At 37.6% G+C, this 16,908-nt stretch carries 13 protein-coding genes, 1 tRNA gene and 2 pseudogenes; 10 read left to right on the top strand and 6 right to left on the bottom strand.

Annotated elements, in window-relative coordinates:
- Positions 1-331: 331 nt before the first annotated feature.
- The 3 genes from A9239_RS05230 to A9239_RS05220 all read right to left on the bottom strand — a co-directional run bounded on the left by A9239_RS05230 (position 332) and on the right by A9239_RS05220 (position 4,422).
- Positions 332-1,009: a TrkA family potassium uptake protein gene (locus A9239_RS05230; RefSeq protein WP_048116779.1), complete on the bottom strand. Its 678-nt coding sequence runs from the start codon at positions 1,007-1,009 to the stop codon at positions 332-334.
- A gap of 184 nt (positions 1,010-1,193) precedes the next feature.
- Positions 1,194-2,201 (bottom strand): TrkA family potassium uptake protein, encoded by a 1,008-nt coding sequence (locus tag A9239_RS05225; protein ID WP_052712860.1) that lies wholly within the window; start codon positions 2,199-2,201, stop codon positions 1,194-1,196.
- 427 nt (positions 2,202-2,628) lie between these two features.
- Positions 2,629-4,422 (bottom strand): site-2 protease family protein, encoded by a 1,794-nt coding sequence (locus tag A9239_RS05220; RefSeq protein WP_048116773.1) that lies wholly within the window; start codon positions 4,420-4,422, stop codon positions 2,629-2,631.
- Between the two features lie 877 nt (positions 4,423-5,299).
- On the opposite strand from A9239_RS05220, the gene cutA reads away from it, so the two are divergent.
- From cutA to A9239_RS18105, 4 genes and pseudogenes are all read left to right on the top strand, one after another.
- Positions 5,300-5,590 (top strand): divalent-cation tolerance protein CutA, encoded by a 291-nt coding sequence (gene cutA / locus A9239_RS05215; protein WP_048116772.1) that lies wholly within the window; start codon positions 5,300-5,302, stop codon positions 5,588-5,590.
- Between the two features lie 215 nt (positions 5,591-5,805).
- Positions 5,806-5,888, top strand: a tRNA-Leu gene (locus tag A9239_RS05210).
- Between the two features lie 736 nt (positions 5,889-6,624).
- Positions 6,625-7,269 carry a YggS family pyridoxal phosphate-dependent enzyme gene (locus A9239_RS05205; RefSeq protein ID WP_048116770.1) on the top strand — a complete coding sequence of 215 codons (645 nt, stop codon included), beginning with the start codon at positions 6,625-6,627 and terminating at the stop codon, positions 7,267-7,269.
- 512 nt (positions 7,270-7,781) lie between these two features.
- Positions 7,782-8,493, top strand: a pseudogene (locus tag A9239_RS18105) (IS630 family transposase); the annotation flags it as partial.
- Between the two features lie 8 nt (positions 8,494-8,501).
- Here the strand turns inward: A9239_RS18105 and A9239_RS05195 are convergent.
- The 3 genes from A9239_RS05195 to A9239_RS05185 form a co-directional block, all read right to left on the bottom strand.
- On the bottom strand, positions 8,502-8,723 hold the full coding sequence (locus A9239_RS05195) for a hypothetical protein (protein WP_255361908.1): 222 nt from the start codon (positions 8,721-8,723) through the stop codon (positions 8,502-8,504).
- Between the two features lie 268 nt (positions 8,724-8,991).
- Positions 8,992-9,639, bottom strand: coding sequence for a DedA family protein (locus tag A9239_RS05190; protein ID WP_048116764.1), 648 nt, complete (start codon positions 9,637-9,639; stop codon positions 8,992-8,994).
- A 631-nt stretch (positions 9,640-10,270) separates the two neighbouring features.
- Positions 10,271-12,820 (bottom strand): cation-translocating P-type ATPase, encoded by a 2,550-nt coding sequence (locus A9239_RS05185; RefSeq protein WP_048155766.1) that lies wholly within the window; start codon positions 12,818-12,820, stop codon positions 10,271-10,273.
- A 286-nt stretch (positions 12,821-13,106) separates the two neighbouring features.
- On the opposite strand from A9239_RS05185, the gene A9239_RS20200 reads away from it, so the two are divergent.
- From A9239_RS20200 to A9239_RS05170, 6 genes and pseudogenes are all read left to right on the top strand, one after another.
- Positions 13,107-13,229, top strand: a complete 123-nt coding sequence (locus A9239_RS20200) for a hypothetical protein (protein ID WP_255361907.1) — start codon at positions 13,107-13,109, stop codon at positions 13,227-13,229.
- Positions 13,230-13,253: 24 nt separating this feature from the next.
- Positions 13,254-13,517, top strand: a complete 264-nt coding sequence (locus A9239_RS19875; RefSeq protein ID WP_203397916.1) for a hypothetical protein — start codon at positions 13,254-13,256, stop codon at positions 13,515-13,517.
- Between the two features lie 57 nt (positions 13,518-13,574).
- Positions 13,575-13,991, top strand: a complete 417-nt coding sequence (locus A9239_RS19870; protein ID WP_203397915.1) for an amino acid permease — start codon at positions 13,575-13,577, stop codon at positions 13,989-13,991.
- Positions 13,992-13,996: 5 nt separating this feature from the next.
- The gene (locus tag A9239_RS19865) at positions 13,997-14,395 is read left to right on the top strand and encodes a hypothetical protein (protein ID WP_203397914.1); all 399 of its coding nucleotides are present in this window, start codon (positions 13,997-13,999) and stop codon (positions 14,393-14,395) included.
- Positions 14,396-14,432: 37 nt separating this feature from the next.
- Positions 14,433-14,654, top strand: a pseudogene (locus A9239_RS05175) (manganese efflux pump); the annotation flags it as partial.
- A gap of 467 nt (positions 14,655-15,121) precedes the next feature.
- The coding region (locus tag A9239_RS05170; protein WP_069575232.1) for a lectin like domain-containing protein at positions 15,122-16,908 on the top strand (1,787 nt) is incomplete at its 3' end.

The following is a 16,908-nucleotide window of genomic DNA, read 5'->3' as shown; positions in this document are numbered from 1 at the left end:
ATTAATAAGACTTTTGTCTTATAGTAAAATTAGAAAAAATTAAATATTAACTATATAATTTTTAGTCTAAATTAGAAAGATAAAAAATTATTTATATATAAATTGATAAGATTAGTTATTATATACAAAAACTTGACTATCTAAATAAATAAACGTTGTTAATAAAAGTAAGTTTATAAATACTAAAAACGTATATAAACTAATAATATAGGAATGCTAAAAACAATTATACTTGTATTCATACATCTTCGATTATGTAAAAAATCGTGATAAATACTGAATATTCTCCAAGTTTGGAAACTATCAGTCAAATAAGTTTTAAAAAAGCCTTTTAATTAACATATTTTTCCTTAAACTCTGAAATCTGCTTGCTGCTTCCCACAACTGCAATAGTATCTCCTGCTCTTATTATTGTCTGCTTTTTAACAGCCGTCGTGACAAGGTTTCCGCGTTCGATGCCTATTATAGTACAACCGATCTGTCCTTCCAAGTCAAGTTCTTCTATTGATATGTTATCAAGAGGAGATCCTCTGTCAACGCGATATTTCTCGATTTCTATGCCCTCGTAAAGCATTATATCCTCATCGATTCTACAGCTTTTTCCCATGCAGTTTGCAGTCATTTTGGCAAGCATCTGGCCAGCTACTATTGAAAGAGAACCCACGTAATCGGCTCCTGCTTTGTAGATCTTTTCAATTGATTTTACGGAATTTGCCCTTGCTACAATGGTAATTTCCGGGTTCAGATTCCTGGAAATGAGAGTCGCGAAAATAACATTGGTATCATCATTAAGAGCCACAAACTCAAAAGAGGCTGTCTTCACTCCAGCTGCAAGCAGTATGTCTTCATCTGCCCCATTCCCAACGAGATGTTCGAAGTCAACATTTTCAAAAACCTTGTCATTTGAGTCCACAACTACAAAGCGGAATGGGCTTCTATAAAGTATGTCCACTATACTCTTTCCAACATCTCCATATCCCAGTACTATAAGGTGCCCTTTTGACTCCATTTTTGCTCCCATGTCCTGTAATTACACTTGCCAAATTAAGTTTAAATCTTTTATTTTTAAATCTCGTCTTTTACCAGTTTATAAAACGAAATTTAATAATTATGTCCTTTTATCGTCACAGTTTCTGATTTTTCAGTTTTAAATATTTGATCAATGTGTCAGCTTCTTCAGTTTTGAAAGTTCTTTATGGGTCCCTACAGCAAGCAAAACGGTATTCCCGGACAATATCTTCTTCCTTGGGATCAAAAGATAGAGTCCCACTATTCCAGATTCCTACAATCTTTGCACTCGTAAGCTGCTGGCTGGAAATTTCCTTAAGCGACTTACCTATAAGAGGACTTTTCAGGTAAACAGGAAACTCAACAATATGGACACCCTCAAAAATCTCAGTCGCTCCCGTAACCCGGCTTACAAGCCTGTCCATTGCCTTCCTACCAATAAACTCTCCGAACATCGATTTAGGAGATACGACCGTATCGGCTCCTGCATATTTAAGGTATCTTGAGTTAGATTGGTCCTCGACAATGGCAATAATATTGACATAATGAAATTCCCTGGCAGTCAAAACGATATTCGCATTTCTTTCATCCGACTTATTTGCAATAAGGAGTTTGGCTTTCTCTATACCAGCGTTCATAAGGGTTTGCTTATCAGTCGGAGACCCGAAAATGCAGGAAATATTTTTATAAACAAGCTCCCTGATGAGCTCTTCTTCTTCTTCGACTATCACAAAGAGCATATCCTCCTCGGTCAATTCGTCTATCAGGGTTTCAACCAGTTGATTGTATCCGCAGATAATTATGTGATCTTTCATGCCTGAAGAGACCATTCTCGGCAGTCTGAATTTGATAACCCTGTCCATCCATGGAGCAACAATATAGGTTATAAGAAAACCAGAAATCAAGATTATGCCCAGAATTTGTACGATTATAGTAAAAAGTCTTCCTGGCAGGGAAGTGAAAACCACATCGCCATACCCGACTGTTGCAATGGTGGTTGTGGCCCAGTAGATAGCAGTAATAAGGTTTGCATTTTCGAGCTGGTTCTCAGAAATCATAAGATACTCGAAAGTCAGAACATAGGTAATAAACAGGAACACAGCCACTATTTTATATGTCAGATAGGGATGTCTGTGCAGTATCTTCCGAAACTCTGTTATAAAACTGACATTCTTTCGCCCGGAAGTAACCATCTTTGAATCCCTGCCTGAATTTTCCTGATAAGGTTAAGCTGAATCGTCCTGTAGCTGTCACCTGTAAACGTCTTGTACCGTCTTGTAGCTTCTACTGCTAACGTCTTGTAGCTTCTACTGCTAACGTCTTGTAAATGTCTTGTAGCTTTTCTGCTAACGTCTGTAACTATCTACTGAAAAACATCTTATAGCCGCACTGGTAAGCGCCTTATAGCCATTACTGAAATCCTGTAAATATCTGATAATTCTATATATCTCCAGTTTAACAAAAATATTATGCAAATAATTTTTGGATTAAATGTAAAAAGTGTTTAATGTAAAAGTAGTTGAAAGATTTTTACATAAATAAAAAGTTTGGAAAGAAACTAAACCCAAAGCTTTATGACCCTCGTGAGCGCCAGGGTTCAGTCTGAAATTTCGATGTCAATTACATCCATTGCCCTATATAAGGCCCGAATATCATAAAGATAAACGAGAACAGGATTAACATTGAAAAGCTCGCTGTGATAGAGTTTGAGACTCTTTCTGATATTGAATCGTTCCTTGTGAGCCGGTATACAAAGGAATAGATTGAATCCTTAAACACGTGTCCTCCATCCAGGGGTACTGCAGGCAAACAGTTGAACAGTCCGACATAAAAGTTCAGCCATCCAACCCAGAGAAGGGTATTTGCAATCCAGAAAATCCCGATTCCCAGTGGTTCTGCCCAGCCTACAGGCTGATAAAACTGCATGAAGGTACCTGAAAAGCCTCGGAATCCTTCCCCTGCAAATCCATAGATTGGAAGTCCAAAAAGAATGATCCAGCCTGCAGGTATGGTTAGCAAGGATGGGATTTGCTTCAGGGCTTCAAGATACAGTTTTGCTTGAGGCATCAACATGGAGATTCCAAGCATCGGTAATTCCATAACTGCATTATTTCCGTACATAACTCCAAGGAAACCGTAATCATGTTCCGAATTGGATGACAGTTGCACATCGAAAACGACAGTGCCTTTTTCAGTGAGGTTGCCTGTGTAGTTTTCAGAGGGAAGAAGTTCTACTTCTACAGTCTGGTTTGCTTTGGTTGTTTCCATAAAACTTACGAAACTTGAAACATTTTGCATCTTCGTATTGTTGATCCTGATCATTGTCATTCCGGTTTTGATCCCTGCAGCTTCTGCGGGACTTCCCGAAACAATTCCTCCTACAGGCACTCCTCCAATATAGTCCTCAGGGATTGAGGCAACCTGCAAATCATGCGTGGAGACTGTGCCGTTTTTTGTAGCATAGATATGAACGGTGTCTCCAGGCCGGGTTTTTTCGAGGTATGTTAGCAGATCTTCGGCTGTTGTGATATTGGTATCATTAATCTGCGTTATTATCATGCCGTTCTCAAGCCCTGCATGGTCAGCCGGAGAACTTTCGTTTACACTCAGGATCATTGCATCACTTAAGGGCGCGATTGCCCCGAGTACAGGCCCGAAGAAGAGCAGGAGAGCGATAAAAGCCACGGTGAAATTGGCCATAACACCTGCTGCAAGAATCCTGGACCTCTGAGTTCTTGTTGCACCTATTACAGGCTCGGATTTCGGTTCATCAGGCTTTGTTTTCTCAGTTTCTTGCCTTATTTTTTCTTCTTTTTCCCATTCTTCGATTTCCTCGATTGTGGCTGTCAGCGGAAGTTCTCTTTCTGTTTTTTCTTGCGTCCCGAAAAGCTGTTCATCATCAGGCTCCGCAAAACCTCCTATGGGGACCAGGGCATACAGGATGCCCATAGATTTGACCCGGATGCCTTCAACTCTGCAGAGAATCGCATGTGAGAACTCATGCACGACAAGCGTGACTATAAGTGCAATAGCTCCCCAGGTAAGAGGAATGAACTCATTTAATCCCGGAATGAGAAAGATATTTCTCGGAGAATTATACTTTCCCGGATCAGGCATGTTTCCGCTAAGGAAAGAAGTATACAGCCCAAGGTCCGAGATAGCTATGACCAGGAACATTGCAATCATGCCTGCAAACATCAACAAGATCCCAAGGTTTGCAAAGATTCTCCAGTAAGACTTTGGACGGGCCAGTACATCGAGCAGTTTGAGACCCTTAGTTGTCCTGATCATAAGGATGGGAAGCGGCCCGAAAGTGCTTATGTTATACTTCTCCAGAATGCCTTTCCTGTCAAGAACGGAAACTGCGAGCCAGTACAGTAAAAAAATACTCAGTGCAATGCTTGTGCCATTCAAGGAAATTCTCCGAGTTATTGAACTGAACAAATTATAATTAAGCTTAACCGTTCATGAATTAAACGTAGAGCTGATCCCAAAACTCAAAATTGCTTCTCTGAATCCTGTATTCCGAACAATCAATCAAGTTTCTGATCATGAAAACAATCCTGAAAATTCTTGATGATTAAGAACGAAATGACTTTTGGGATAGGCTCGTAAAGTATTGTGAATTATGTTAAATTGGTTGTTAATTTAACCGGCTAACCAGTTGTTAATTATAAACTTGGCCAGCTATGAATTAAGCTAATTAGTATAAATTTTAGTATAAATTTTGAATTAAACTGTAGATCTAAAACTGTTGGGAAAAATACATCTATAGATTTTTATTATTGTTGTTGTATATCTATAAACTTTAATATTGTTGATATATAACTCTGCGTCTGAAGTTCTGAGCCAATTAATTCGTCATGTTAAATTCTACTGCTCAATATGATATAAAAATGTTATAGTATGCCTTACTATTTTAATCAATATATATTGCCATTCCTTTTAAAAAGACTCTTATCTAGAAAAGGACATATAACAATACATTTTAATTATATAAAAAGATATATGGAAGTTTATCAAATCCTATGTTGAGAAGTTATACAGCCAATGTCCAGTAGTTCTAAGGTCAGGGCGATAGACATTATTTACCTAGAAAATAATGTGCTTTAAGTGAATATTTTGTTCAATAAATCAGTTTCCGTGAAGATCAGGTTTCCGTGAAGATCAAGTTTCCGTGAAGATCAGGTTTCCGTGAAGATCAAGTTTCCGTAAAGATCAGGTTTCCATGAAGATCAAGTTTCCATGAGGTGTCTGCTCATGCTTGGAATTGTGTATAACAGCTGGAAATATGGAGAACGCATCACAGATTGCAAGAGAGCTGGTTTCAAGGAGGCTTGCAGCCTGCGTGAATATGTTTCCGGTTTCTTCGGTTTACCGATGGAAGGAAGAGATTGAAGAAGATAATGAGATTGCAATGTTTGTAAAAACGGATTCTTCACGCTTTGAAGAAGTCACAAAGCTCGTAAAGTCGCTACATACGTATGAGATGCCTGCAATAGAATTTTGGGGAATTGAAGGAGAAAAGGAGTACCTTGACTGGGTTCATATAAACAGTTCAGGCGAAGGAGCCCAAAAATAAGGCAAGACTTAAAGTTTGAAGTCGGAAGGTCTGAAATCGAAAACCGAACTAAACATTGGCAATAGCTCCCGAATTTAAATTTTTACATAACTGGCTTGCTTATAGAGTTCACTTAATTTCCAAGAGACTCTAATTGTAGGATTTTGCAGAATAGTTTGTTTACAGGATTAGGTTTATATGTTAGTTCTATCGTTACCTTATTGGATTCCGTAAATGCGGGAGTAACCAAGCGGTCAACGGTGGCAGACTCAAGATCTGTTCGTGCAGACGTTCAGGGGTTCGAATCCCTTCTCCCGCACTAAATTTATTAAGATTTTTCTGTTTATGCTTAATATCTTTTCCTTAATTTCTCTAGTTCTGTTTTAATTTCAGCTGAGTTACGGCAAAGATCCAGGTCAAAAGCGATATGTTAGAGCATATTCTTGTAGGAATTTGGGCGTTCGAATCCGCTTATAGCAGTAAATTTTTTTGCCTATTCATATAAGATTTCCGACCATCTTAAAAAATACAACTGCAACATTCAAGATCTACTTTCGTTTCCTATCCTGTTTACTTGCTGAAAAAACGGCAAATTTTTATTAACTCCGCAAACTCTTGATGATAATATGATTTTCAATTCCATTTTTCTGTTACTGACTCCAGCTTACTAAATGGCTCTTCGTTGTTTTGTATGGATTGAAAATAACTGCTTAGTTATAAAGTATTAAGACCAAATCGGAAAAACGGATATTTGGAACGGTGGCACGACTCTACTCACTTACTTGCAGTGGGGTGCGTCAGCGCAACTTTGATTGATTTTATGCGAGCCTTTTAAGCTTAAAAGGTATGAGTCTCAAATTAGATTCGGAATTTTAGGAGCTAATTTGAGATCCTACTACAGAGAATACAATTTAACCGTAACTAATTTTTAGGTCTACTTAGTTTAGTTTCATATATAATATCTAATCAGATTCCATAAGACGATTACTTCGTACCAGAAACACTTATTATAAAAGAGACAAAATTCTACAAATCTCTGCATACAATGATAACATATGATCGAAGACAATGTAACCGAACTTTTAAAAGTTATACCATCTGATATAACACTTGTCGCCGCAGTAAAATACGCGTCAAAAATACAAATAGACGAAGCCATAAAAGCAGGTGTTACAGACATCGGCTTTAATCATTATCAACAGATGAAAGATTTAGCCCCATATCTTTCACCTGAGATAAAAACCCACTTTATCGGCACACTTCAGTTAAACAAGGCAAAAAAAGTAGTAAACCTAAATCCCTACTTGATAGAAAGTGTTGATTCATACAAACTTGCCGAAAAAATAAACAATGCAGCAAAAAATAAAAAAAGAATCCAGAAAATCCTCATACAAGTGAAGACAGACGATAAAAAACACACTGGATTAGAGCCCGGTGACTTCTTAAAGCTTCTAGACCAAATATCAACCCTCGAATACTTAAGTTTTGAAGGCTTGATGACAATCCCGCCAAAAAATGAAGACCCCGAAGATTCAAGAAAATACTTCAAAGAATTAAAAGACTTAAAAGACAAAGCAGAGAAGCATTTAAAAAAACATCTCCAGTATCTATCAATGGGAATGACAGACGATTATCAAATAGCAATAGAAGAGGGTGCAAGCATCGTCCGCATCGGTAGAAAAATTTTCGATGTATTATGATAACGTAGAATCTAACATAGAATCATTCTCATTTTCTACAAAATTTTGGTACGCTTTCTGTAAAACCATAATTTGGAAATGAAACAACCTTATCCGTATTCAGCGTAGCTAACACAATATCTTCAATGAATAAAAAAATATGTTTTTCAGGCATAGTGGTCCTGTAGCGCCTGATTGACTCTAAAAGATTTGAGCCTTTGCCAATTTTTCAATTAATGGTATCCTCTTCAAATTGAGTGCTTTAATCTTAAATTAAAAGCATTAAATTCCCTTTTTTAAGAAAAATTACATTTAATTACTCAGATATTTAACCTTCTAAAAGCTCCTGGTGCTCTTGTCAGGTCGTGTTTTCTAACTTTATTCTTTCAACAGTTGTTCTATTATTGTACAATTTTCCAGGCAATTTCTGGTAAATTCTTGGTATGTATTGAGCTCTAAAGTAATTCCCTTGTGGGTTCCCTTTTCTGTTATGTTTATTCTGTTATGTTTATTGATTTTTAACATATTTCATTTTACTAAAGGAAAAATATGATGTAGAATATTCACAAAAGCAAATAGGAGTAATACTACATAGTTTTAACATGTATCATTCTAAACCTTATGTTCTAGATTACCGAAAACCACAGAACGCAGAAGACATTTTACAAAAAGTTAACGGAAGCAATTCCAGAACATATTGGTCCAGATGAACAATCTGTCATAGGTTTTCTGGATGAATCTTCACCACAAACAAAAGCTAATACACAACGTTCATGGTCTTTTAAAAAATTTTTGAGGATATAAAATACTGATTATATAAAGGCAAATGCATTTGCCTTTTATTCACTTAATGGAAATAATCTTATTGAATTCAAGAATTGTTCAAAGGCAGAAAACGTATGTGAATTTCTGGAAAAAATAGTGGAAGAAAACAAAGGAAAAATAGTTGTGCTTATACTTGACAATTCAAAAACACATCACTCAATAAAAACAGTAACAAAAGCCAAAGAATTAGGGATTATACTTGTGTTTCTACCACCATATTCACCAGATCTAAATCCTGTAGAATATGTATGGAAAACGATAAAAAGAAAAGTATCTGTCACATTTGTTCAATCTAAACAACATTTAAGAAACATCATCAAAAAAGAGTTTATCAGAGTAGAAAACTCAGAAAACTCATTGTCATTTGCAAAGAGATGGATGGAAACTTTCCATCAGCAAATAAAAAGTGTAATTTGTTAAGTAAGGAACTATAGATTGTAGTCAATACAGTAGAGAACCTGCTGCCAGCGGACTGAAAATAAGTATACACTCAGCAAGTATACCAAGATCGCTAGAAAAACATAACGTAGCTTTGTTTCTCTGAGTGTTCCCAGTATTTCTTCCAGAACAGGTATGATCTCTATCCAGTAACTGCGGACAAGATATACACCTGCTGCGAGCAGTAAAAGGGTCACGATGATTTTTATCAAAGTTCCCATCCTCAAAGAAATACCCCACAAAGGCTCTGCGTCACTTTTCTAGAAACAGTTTTTCTATTTAGATCTCCTACTCTGAATTTACTTTTAGAACCTTGCGCTTTTAATAGACAACCAAACTTCTGGCTATTCAAGCCAACCGAATTTTCAACCGAATTTCTGACTATGCAAGCACTCTTGAGAGTCTTGATAATAACGAAGGAATTTTGGGCATCTTGAAGGATATCTCGAAGATCTTTACTCTATCATACTCTTCACTCTATCATGTGCCTTTTGGGTCACGTTTGCTCTGAATATACGCAATAATGCCTGGAAGTAACGAAACAAGAATTATTCCAGGTATTAAAAAGCTTAAGTTATCCTTTACAACTAGCAAGTTCCCAAAAAAGTATCCTCCAAAAAGGAATGAAGTTACCCATAAAACTCCCCCGATGGTATCATAGCTAACGAATGTCAAATAAGGCATTGTTCCAATCCCTGCTACAAACGGTGCAAATGTACGGATAACAGGGATAAAACGGGCCATAATTATCGTTTTTACCCCATACTTTTTAAAGAATAAGTGTGTACGGTCAAGCTGCTCCTTTTTAATAAACCGTATATTTTCACGATTTGTTGCTCGATTTCCTAAGAAATGACCTGTGTGATAATTGACATTATCTCCTGCAATAGCTGCAAGACATAGCACAATAAGTAGAATAAATAAATTAAACGAGCCACTGGCAGCCAGAGCTCCGGTTGCAAATATGAGAGAATCACCTGGTAAGAAAGGAGCTATCACCAGACCTGTCTCACAAAAGATGATAGCGAACAATAATAAATACGTTAATAAACCGTATTCGTTTGTTATTTCTCTTAAGTGGGCATCCAGATGCAAGAATATATCGATAAAATAGCTTTGATCTGCCATGTCAATACTTCTCTATTGATATGCTTCTTTTATTATTGGCTAAAATAATTTATTAGTCAAAATAATTTATTGGCTAAAATAATTTCTCAGTTTCATATAAGTATTTATTATAACTACTGGACATATTTTACTACTGCACTCCAAAAACGAAAAATTCCTTAACTTTGAGCTTTCGGAAATTCCTTAACTTTGAGCTTTCGGAATATACTGAGGATTCAGAAACCTCAGTTCAAGAATTACTAATATGTCTTAAATAATTTGACAATCCAGCCAGAAACAGAGGCTTTTCAAAAGTCTCTATAAACGTAGAGAGTTTTCATACTTTCTGGACCATTGAAGTTTATATTCTCATTCAAACTGAGTGCCGAAACCAATTAGGATCCCAATCAGGATCCAGAAAATAATTAAATATGTTTAAATATGTTATATTTTATAAAGTTATGCTTTTTAACTTATACAGAGCCACTTTTCCATCAGATCCGAATAATCACCCATCAAATTTGAGTAGGTACCCATTCAATTTGAACAGATACCTATCCAGTTTGAACAGGAACACTTATTTTTCAGTACTTACCTCTCCAGGTTTGGCAGATATTATTACTGTCAGATTATTACTGTCAGATTATTACTGTCAGATATTATTGTTTATTTGGCTTTTGAGCAATCTGAGCCACGCAATACTTAGAGTCCCCACCAAACATACGATTAGCAAGTCATCACCGTGCAGCAGTGAGAACCGAAACATACTTCTTAAAGCCGGCACATACAAAACCAGAACTAAACCTGAAAGTGCTCCGACCAGCACATATCTCAAGGCTTTGTTCTCGGAAGACAGCGTTTTGATGAGGCTCTGGGACCAGGAAAGATTTGCCACAATTAAAGTCAGGTTTGCGATTACAAGTGTCGCAAAGGTAAGTGTGCGTGCATCCGCTTCGCCCTTGCCCATATGTAAGGCATACAGGAAAACAGCAATCACTCCCGCAAGCATACTTATTCCCTGTACCAGACTGAGAGCCAGATTTTTTCTTCCGAACATTCTTTCCTGCAAATTTCGAGGCGATCTGTTCATTATATTTTTCTCTTCGGGTTCAGCCTCAAAGACTGTTGAGCAGGCAGGGTCAATTATCAATTCCAGAAATGCTATGTGTGCAGGCAAAAGGACAAGAGGCAAATTAAATAATATAGGGAACAGAGCGAGTCCTGCAATAGGCATGTGGACTGAAAATATATACCCTATTGCTTTCTTGAGATTATCGAAAATCCGCCTTCCAATCCTGACGGCTGCAACTATGGAAAAAAAATCATCGTTCAGAAGAACAATCGATGCAGACTCACGAGCTACATCCGTGCCCCTTTCCCCCATCGCAATTCCAATATGAGCCGATTTCAGAGCAGGAGCATCGTTAACCCCATCTCCTGTCATTGCAACAACTTCCCCGTTTTGTTTTAAAGCATTTACAATTGTCAGTTTTTGTTCGGGCACAACCCTGGCAAAGATGTTTGTTACTTTTATTTTCTCAGAAAGTTCCTGTTGATCCATATTTGCCAATTCAGGACCGGTAATATATTTATCTGGATTTTCTAGACCTATCTGCCTGGCAATATGCTGAGCTGTACCTGGATAATCTCCGGTAATCATAATGACTCTTATTCCGGCTTTATAACACTCCTTTATTGATTGGGCGACGGATGGCCGGACAGGATCAACAAATCCCAGCAGTCCTATAAATTCGAACTCAAAATCGTGCTGTTTTTCAGGCAAAGAGTCATCCTGAAAACTGGCTTTGGCCACACCCAGAAGCCTCAAACCCCGGTTTGCCATCTCCTGGACATGAGCTGATAACTCTTCTTTTTCGGCTTCACTCAGATGGCACAGGTCAAAAATTGCTTCGGGTGCGCCTTTTGTAGCGATAACGTATTTTCCGGAATCTGGGGATTTCCATACGTTTGAAAGTGCAAGCAGGTTTTTTGAGAGAGGGTACTCCCTGACAGTTTTCCACTCTTCGTGGATATGTTCGGTATTAGAAAGAAATTTTTCAGTGTTTCTTTTTATCTCTTTCTCAAGAGGATCAAAAGGATCCCGCTGGCTTGCCAGGTATCCAAACTCAAGCAATTCATGGAACTTCTCAAGCAGGCATTTATTTTTCTCGAGTTCACAATACTCGCCTTTAGAAAATAAGGAGTTCAAAATCATCCGGTTTAAGGTTAAAGTCCCTGTTTTATCCACGCAAAGTACGGTTGAAGCCCCGAGCGTCTCAATTGCAGGCATCCGTCGTACTAACACATTTCTTTTGGACAAACGCCAGACTCCCATACTCAGGAATATCAATAAAACTACTGAGAACTCTTCGGGAAGGAGGGCCATGCTCAAACTCAGTCCCGCAAGCAGACCGTGCAGCCAATCTCCTCTGGTCAAACCATAGACTATAACTACAACTGCGCAGAGTATTCCTCCAAAAATAGCAAAGGTCTTTATAATTTGTGCGGTTTCTTTTTTGAGTAGAGAATCTTCTTCGGCTATCGTCCCCAGAGCTTTTCCGATTTTTCCCATTTCAGTATGTATTCCGGTTTCGCTTACCTGGGCTACTCCATGACCCTGAATTACCAGGGTTCCTGAATATACAAATGGGAGATCGTCTCCTCCGAGCTGCTCAGGTTTCAAGGAGTGAGTTAAGCCAGTAGATTCGCATTTTCTAACAGCCAGTGATTCGCCTGTGAGTAAGGATTCATCTACCAGAAGATTTGTACTGGAGAGCACAACTCCATCTGCCGGGATGCGGTCTCCTTCTCTCAAAATTATGATATCTCCCTTAACGACTTCTCTCCCTGGAATTCTTTTCTGTTCCCCGCCTCTTATCACAAGAGCTCTTGGGCTTGAAAGATTTTTTAAAGCCTCTAAGGCTCTTTCGGTCTTTATTTCCTGATTAAATGTTATACCCACAACCACGAAAACGAAAACTAGCAGTATAAAAGCATCTCTAACTTCCCCAAGAAATAGATAAATCGTACCTGCAATTAAAAGGAGAAGCAACATCGGTTCTTTAAGGACATTCAGAAAGATAGAAAAAAGGCTCTGTTTCTTCTGGGACGGCAGCTCATTATAGCCTTCGTTCTTAAGTATCGCAGCGGCCTCTTCTTCTGAAAGCCCAGTTATATTCTCCAGATCGAATGTTGTTTCCATATTTTTTCATACCTATTGTCATATCCTTTATGTTCACGATTCCTTATAGTTTTGAAATGCTTAGCTGGAAACAGTAATTATTTTATAAATTATTAAAGAGATTTTTAAAAGTTTAAAAGTAAATATATCTCGGTTTTATCATATAAGGCTATCCAGAAACTAATATAGAAACTAATATTATACTTATATTACAAATTTAACATTATATCTTTTCATGAAAGTGATGACATTCAAAAGAATCTCAGTGGACTGGTTTTAAACAGAGAAATTTTAAATTTGGAGTTTTATGACTGGGACCAGATCGATGGGGCTCTATGCTGCGGCTTCAATAGGTGTCGGAAGTATGATTGGAGCCGGGATATTTTCTATTTTCAGGACAGCTGTTCAGATTTCAGGAAATGCAGTATAGATTCTTTTATCATTGCAGGAGTAGTTGCATTTAAATGCTTATTCCTACGCAAAAATTGGGGTTAGATACCAATCTACTGGAGGGCCTGTAGAATTTATTCTAAAAGGGTTCGGAGATGGAGTTTTAAGTGGAGAGCTTAATCTTTTGCTCTGGATAAGCTACATCTTCGCACTTGCTCTTTATTCAAAAGGTTTCTCTTCTTATGCAGTAATCTTCCTGCCTCCAGGCTCAGCGCAGGTATGGGATAAGATTTTTGCAAATACAATTATCCTGATTTACGGCAATTAATTTTATAGGAGCTAAAGCCGTAGGAAAATCCGAACTATTTATAGTTTCGATAAAGTTTTGTATATTGCTACTCTTTGCGACTGCAGGTATTGCTTACATAAATATACTGGAAATCTCTCGGCTTCTGCATGGCCAGACTCCATAAGTATTCTCTTTGGGGTTGGAGTTATATTTCTTGCATATCAGGGGTTTGGACTGATAACCAATGCTGCGGAAGACATTATAAATCCAGAAACCAATCTTCTAAGAGCAATTTATCTGAGTATTGCACTTGTCGTTATTATCTACGCATCAGTTAGCCTTGCAGTAGTTGGGAACCTCTCAACCTTTGAGATCGAAAAGTCAAAAGACTATGCACTTGCAGCTGCAGCAAAACCTTTTCTAGGAGTTCTGGGTTTCAAGGTTATGGCTTTCGCCGCTCTAATTTCAACTTCTTCTGCGATAAACGCTTCTCTTTACGGGGAGCAAACATAAGTTATTTGCTTGCAAAAGAAGGACGTTTGCCTTTATTTTTTGAGGGAAAAATCTGGAAAAGGGGAACGGAAGAACTTTTGATTACATCCGGTTTTGTGATACTCATGGCTAACTTCCTTTCTCTGGATGGACTAGGTATGCTCACAAGTACCTCCCTGCTTATAATTTATGTAGCCGTTAATACTTCTCATCTGCATCTTTTAAAAGAAACCGGAGCGAAACGCTGGGTAATTTTGGCTTCACTTCTAAGTAGCTTGATTTTCTTTGGAGTGTTAGTTTATTATGAATTTGTGAATTCGAAACTAACTCTGGAACTGCTTTTAATCACACTTCTCTGCTGCTTCTGTATTGAATGGGCTTACAGAAAATTAGTAGGCAGATCGATAAAAGACAGGGCAGAATAAATTTTCGGTCAGCGATACCTAAAATTTTTTTGGGGGCTTTCAAGCTTTAATGATAATATTGGGCTGGTTTGGAAGAAGTGCAATGAGTGGCTTCGTTTCCGAATATGCTTTCTGGATTGCCTCTGGTCTTCTGATTTTTATTGGAGCCAGGGTGATTTATAGGAATCTTCATGGCAGCAAACAGAGAAAGATAGGCTTCCTGGATTTAGTCTGTTTGAACTGGCTAATTTATTACCCAAACTGCACGGCATATGATTAATTAACCATTTTTTAAGTAATGTCTAGATTTCAAGACAATCTTTTTTTCATCCGAAAAATGGACTCTGTTCCAAAATCTAGTGATTTTTGCATTTCTTGATTGAAAATCTGAATTAGCAAGCTGAATTAGCAAGAAGAATCCGGTTTTCGTCAAAATCAATATTCGATATCTAAAAACTTTAATCTCGAAATTGTATCACAAGGATTGGGCCCAACTACAAAATCTAATGATTTTGGATTTTACATTTATCACTAGATTTTGGTATTAAGTTAAATAAGTCATAAAGACTATATAACGAAAATTGTTTTATTATTTTACTCATTAATCGAAATAATTAGAATATTTATGAAAATTATAATCGAAATTTTTGAAACATTAATTTGATGGGTGATATATGCAGGAAAGTTTGCATATTAAAATATTTAATATTATAAAATAACGTAAATAATATAGGTAAGGCTCTAATCATGACTAAAAAATGCAATACAAAAAATAATTTAAATGTAAAAAAAAGGGTAGTAATCCTCAGCGGACTTCTTGTCCTGCTTTTGAGTATAGGCTCATCTATAGCAATAGCTGATACGAACTTATCAGATAATAACAAAGTTTCACAGCTTGCATTTGCGCCAAAAAACCCTGATTTTGTAAAGTATCAACAGGAAAAAATTTCCAGTCAACCATCTATTAACGGACACAAAACGGGTTTATTCCCCACAATTGTGGATCTTAGTCATCTCCGTACTGTTTCTGGCAGTACAGTATCTTATCCAGCTAGATATGACCTCAGGACACTGAACAAAGTCACTCCTGTGAAAGATCAGGGTAAAGCAGGAACTTGCTGGACATTTGCAACCTACGGGTCTTTAGAATCATATTTAATGCCTGGAAAAAGCTGGGATTTTTCAGAAAATAATCTTAAAAACGTGCTTTCCAGTGATGCCCCAGAAGGGTTTGATTATTCAGATGGGGGAAATATACTTATGTCTACTGCTTACCTGGCTCGGTGGAGTGGACCCGTGAAGGAAAGTAATGACCCATATAGTGATTCATCAGTATATTCATCAGATGAACTCAGACTTCCTGTATACCAACATGTACAGAATGTTTTAGTCCTTCCTGGCAGGCAGGGATCTAAGGACAACAACGAAATAAAATCTGCAATTGAAAAATACGGAGCTGTCGATACAGGTATATATACTGGTGGTGACGACTTTGACGATTGCTATTCTAATGATACAAATAGTTTTTACTATGATGGATCTTCGTACTCTGACCATGCTGTAACTATTGTGGGTTGGGACGATTCATATGATAAGAATAACTTTACCCATGTTCCGCCCGGAAATGGCGCGTTTATCGTGAAAAATAGTTGGGGTACAGGTTTTGGTGAAAACGGATATTTTTATGTTTCGTATTATGACTCCAATATAGGCAATACAAACGCTGTCTTCACGGCAGAAAATACTGACAATTATAAAAATATCTATCAGTATGACCCACTTGGATGGGTCACAGATTGCGGCAAAGAAGACACTTCTACTACCTTATGGGGTGCAAATATCTTCACTGCAAAATCCGATGAGGTCCTCAAAGCCGTAAGTTTCTATACTACAGACTCAAACTGCAAATATATCCTTTATATATATACTGACGTTTCGTCCAGCCCTGTAACTCAAGCCGGCCCGGTTATTTCAAAGAGCGGGAAAATCCCTTATGCAGGCTATCACACGATTCCTCTGGATTCCAAAGTTAATCTCAAAGCCGGTCAAAAGTTCTCAGTAGTCCTGAAGCTTACGACCTCTGGATATGGTTATCCGATTGCTTTAGAAATGCCATCCTCAGGCTACAGTAGTAAAGCAACAGCAAATGCTGGAGAGAGTTTTATTAGTTCTGATGGACAAACCTGGGGCGACATAACGACATATGCTACAGATGCGAATGTATGTATTAAGGCCTTCACCACAACAGGAAGTACATCTCCTGTAGCAGATTTCTCTGCGAACCCTACCTCTGGAAATGCTCCACTGAAGGTAACATTTGCTGATAAGAGTACAGGCTCACCTACTTCATGGAAATGGGACTTTGGAGATGGATCAAAGTCATACGTCCAGAATCCAACTCACAAGTATTCAAAGGCAGGAGTATATACTGTTAGTTTAACAGCAAAGAATACTAAAGGCAGTAACACGGTAACAAAAAAAGGCTATATAAAAGTGGTAACAAAACCAGTTGCTGCATTCTCTGCATCTCCTAC

It is taken from the genome of Methanosarcina sp. A14 (assembly GCF_001729375.1).
GTDB classification, from domain to species: domain Archaea; phylum Halobacteriota; class Methanosarcinia; order Methanosarcinales; family Methanosarcinaceae; genus Methanosarcina; species Methanosarcina barkeri.
Note: the sequence above shows the minus strand (reverse complement) of the source record. Positions and strands in the feature narration are given on the sequence as shown.

Bases quoted from the DNA above. Each gene is read 5' to 3' on its own strand.
- A9239_RS05230 (WP_048116779.1), bottom strand. From the start codon at position 1,009: ATGGAGTCAAAAGGGCACCTTATAGTACTGGGATATGGAGATGTTGGA.
- A9239_RS05225 (WP_052712860.1), bottom strand. From the start codon at position 2,201: ATGGTTACTTCCGGGCGAAAGAATGTCAGTTTTATAACAGAGTTTCGG.
- cutA (WP_048116772.1), top strand. From the start codon at position 5,300: ATGGAGAACGCATCACAGATTGCAAGAGAGCTGGTTTCAAGGAGGCTT.
- A9239_RS05205 (WP_048116770.1), top strand. From the start codon at position 6,625: ATGATCGAAGACAATGTAACCGAACTTTTAAAAGTTATACCATCTGAT.
- A9239_RS05190 (WP_048116764.1), bottom strand. From the start codon at position 9,639: ATGGCAGATCAAAGCTATTTTATCGATATATTCTTGCATCTGGATGCC.
- A9239_RS05185 (WP_048155766.1), bottom strand. From the start codon at position 12,820: ATGGAAACAACATTCGATCTGGAGAATATAACTGGGCTTTCAGAAGAA.
- A9239_RS20200 (WP_255361907.1), top strand. From the start codon at position 13,107: ATGACTGGGACCAGATCGATGGGGCTCTATGCTGCGGCTTCAATAGGT.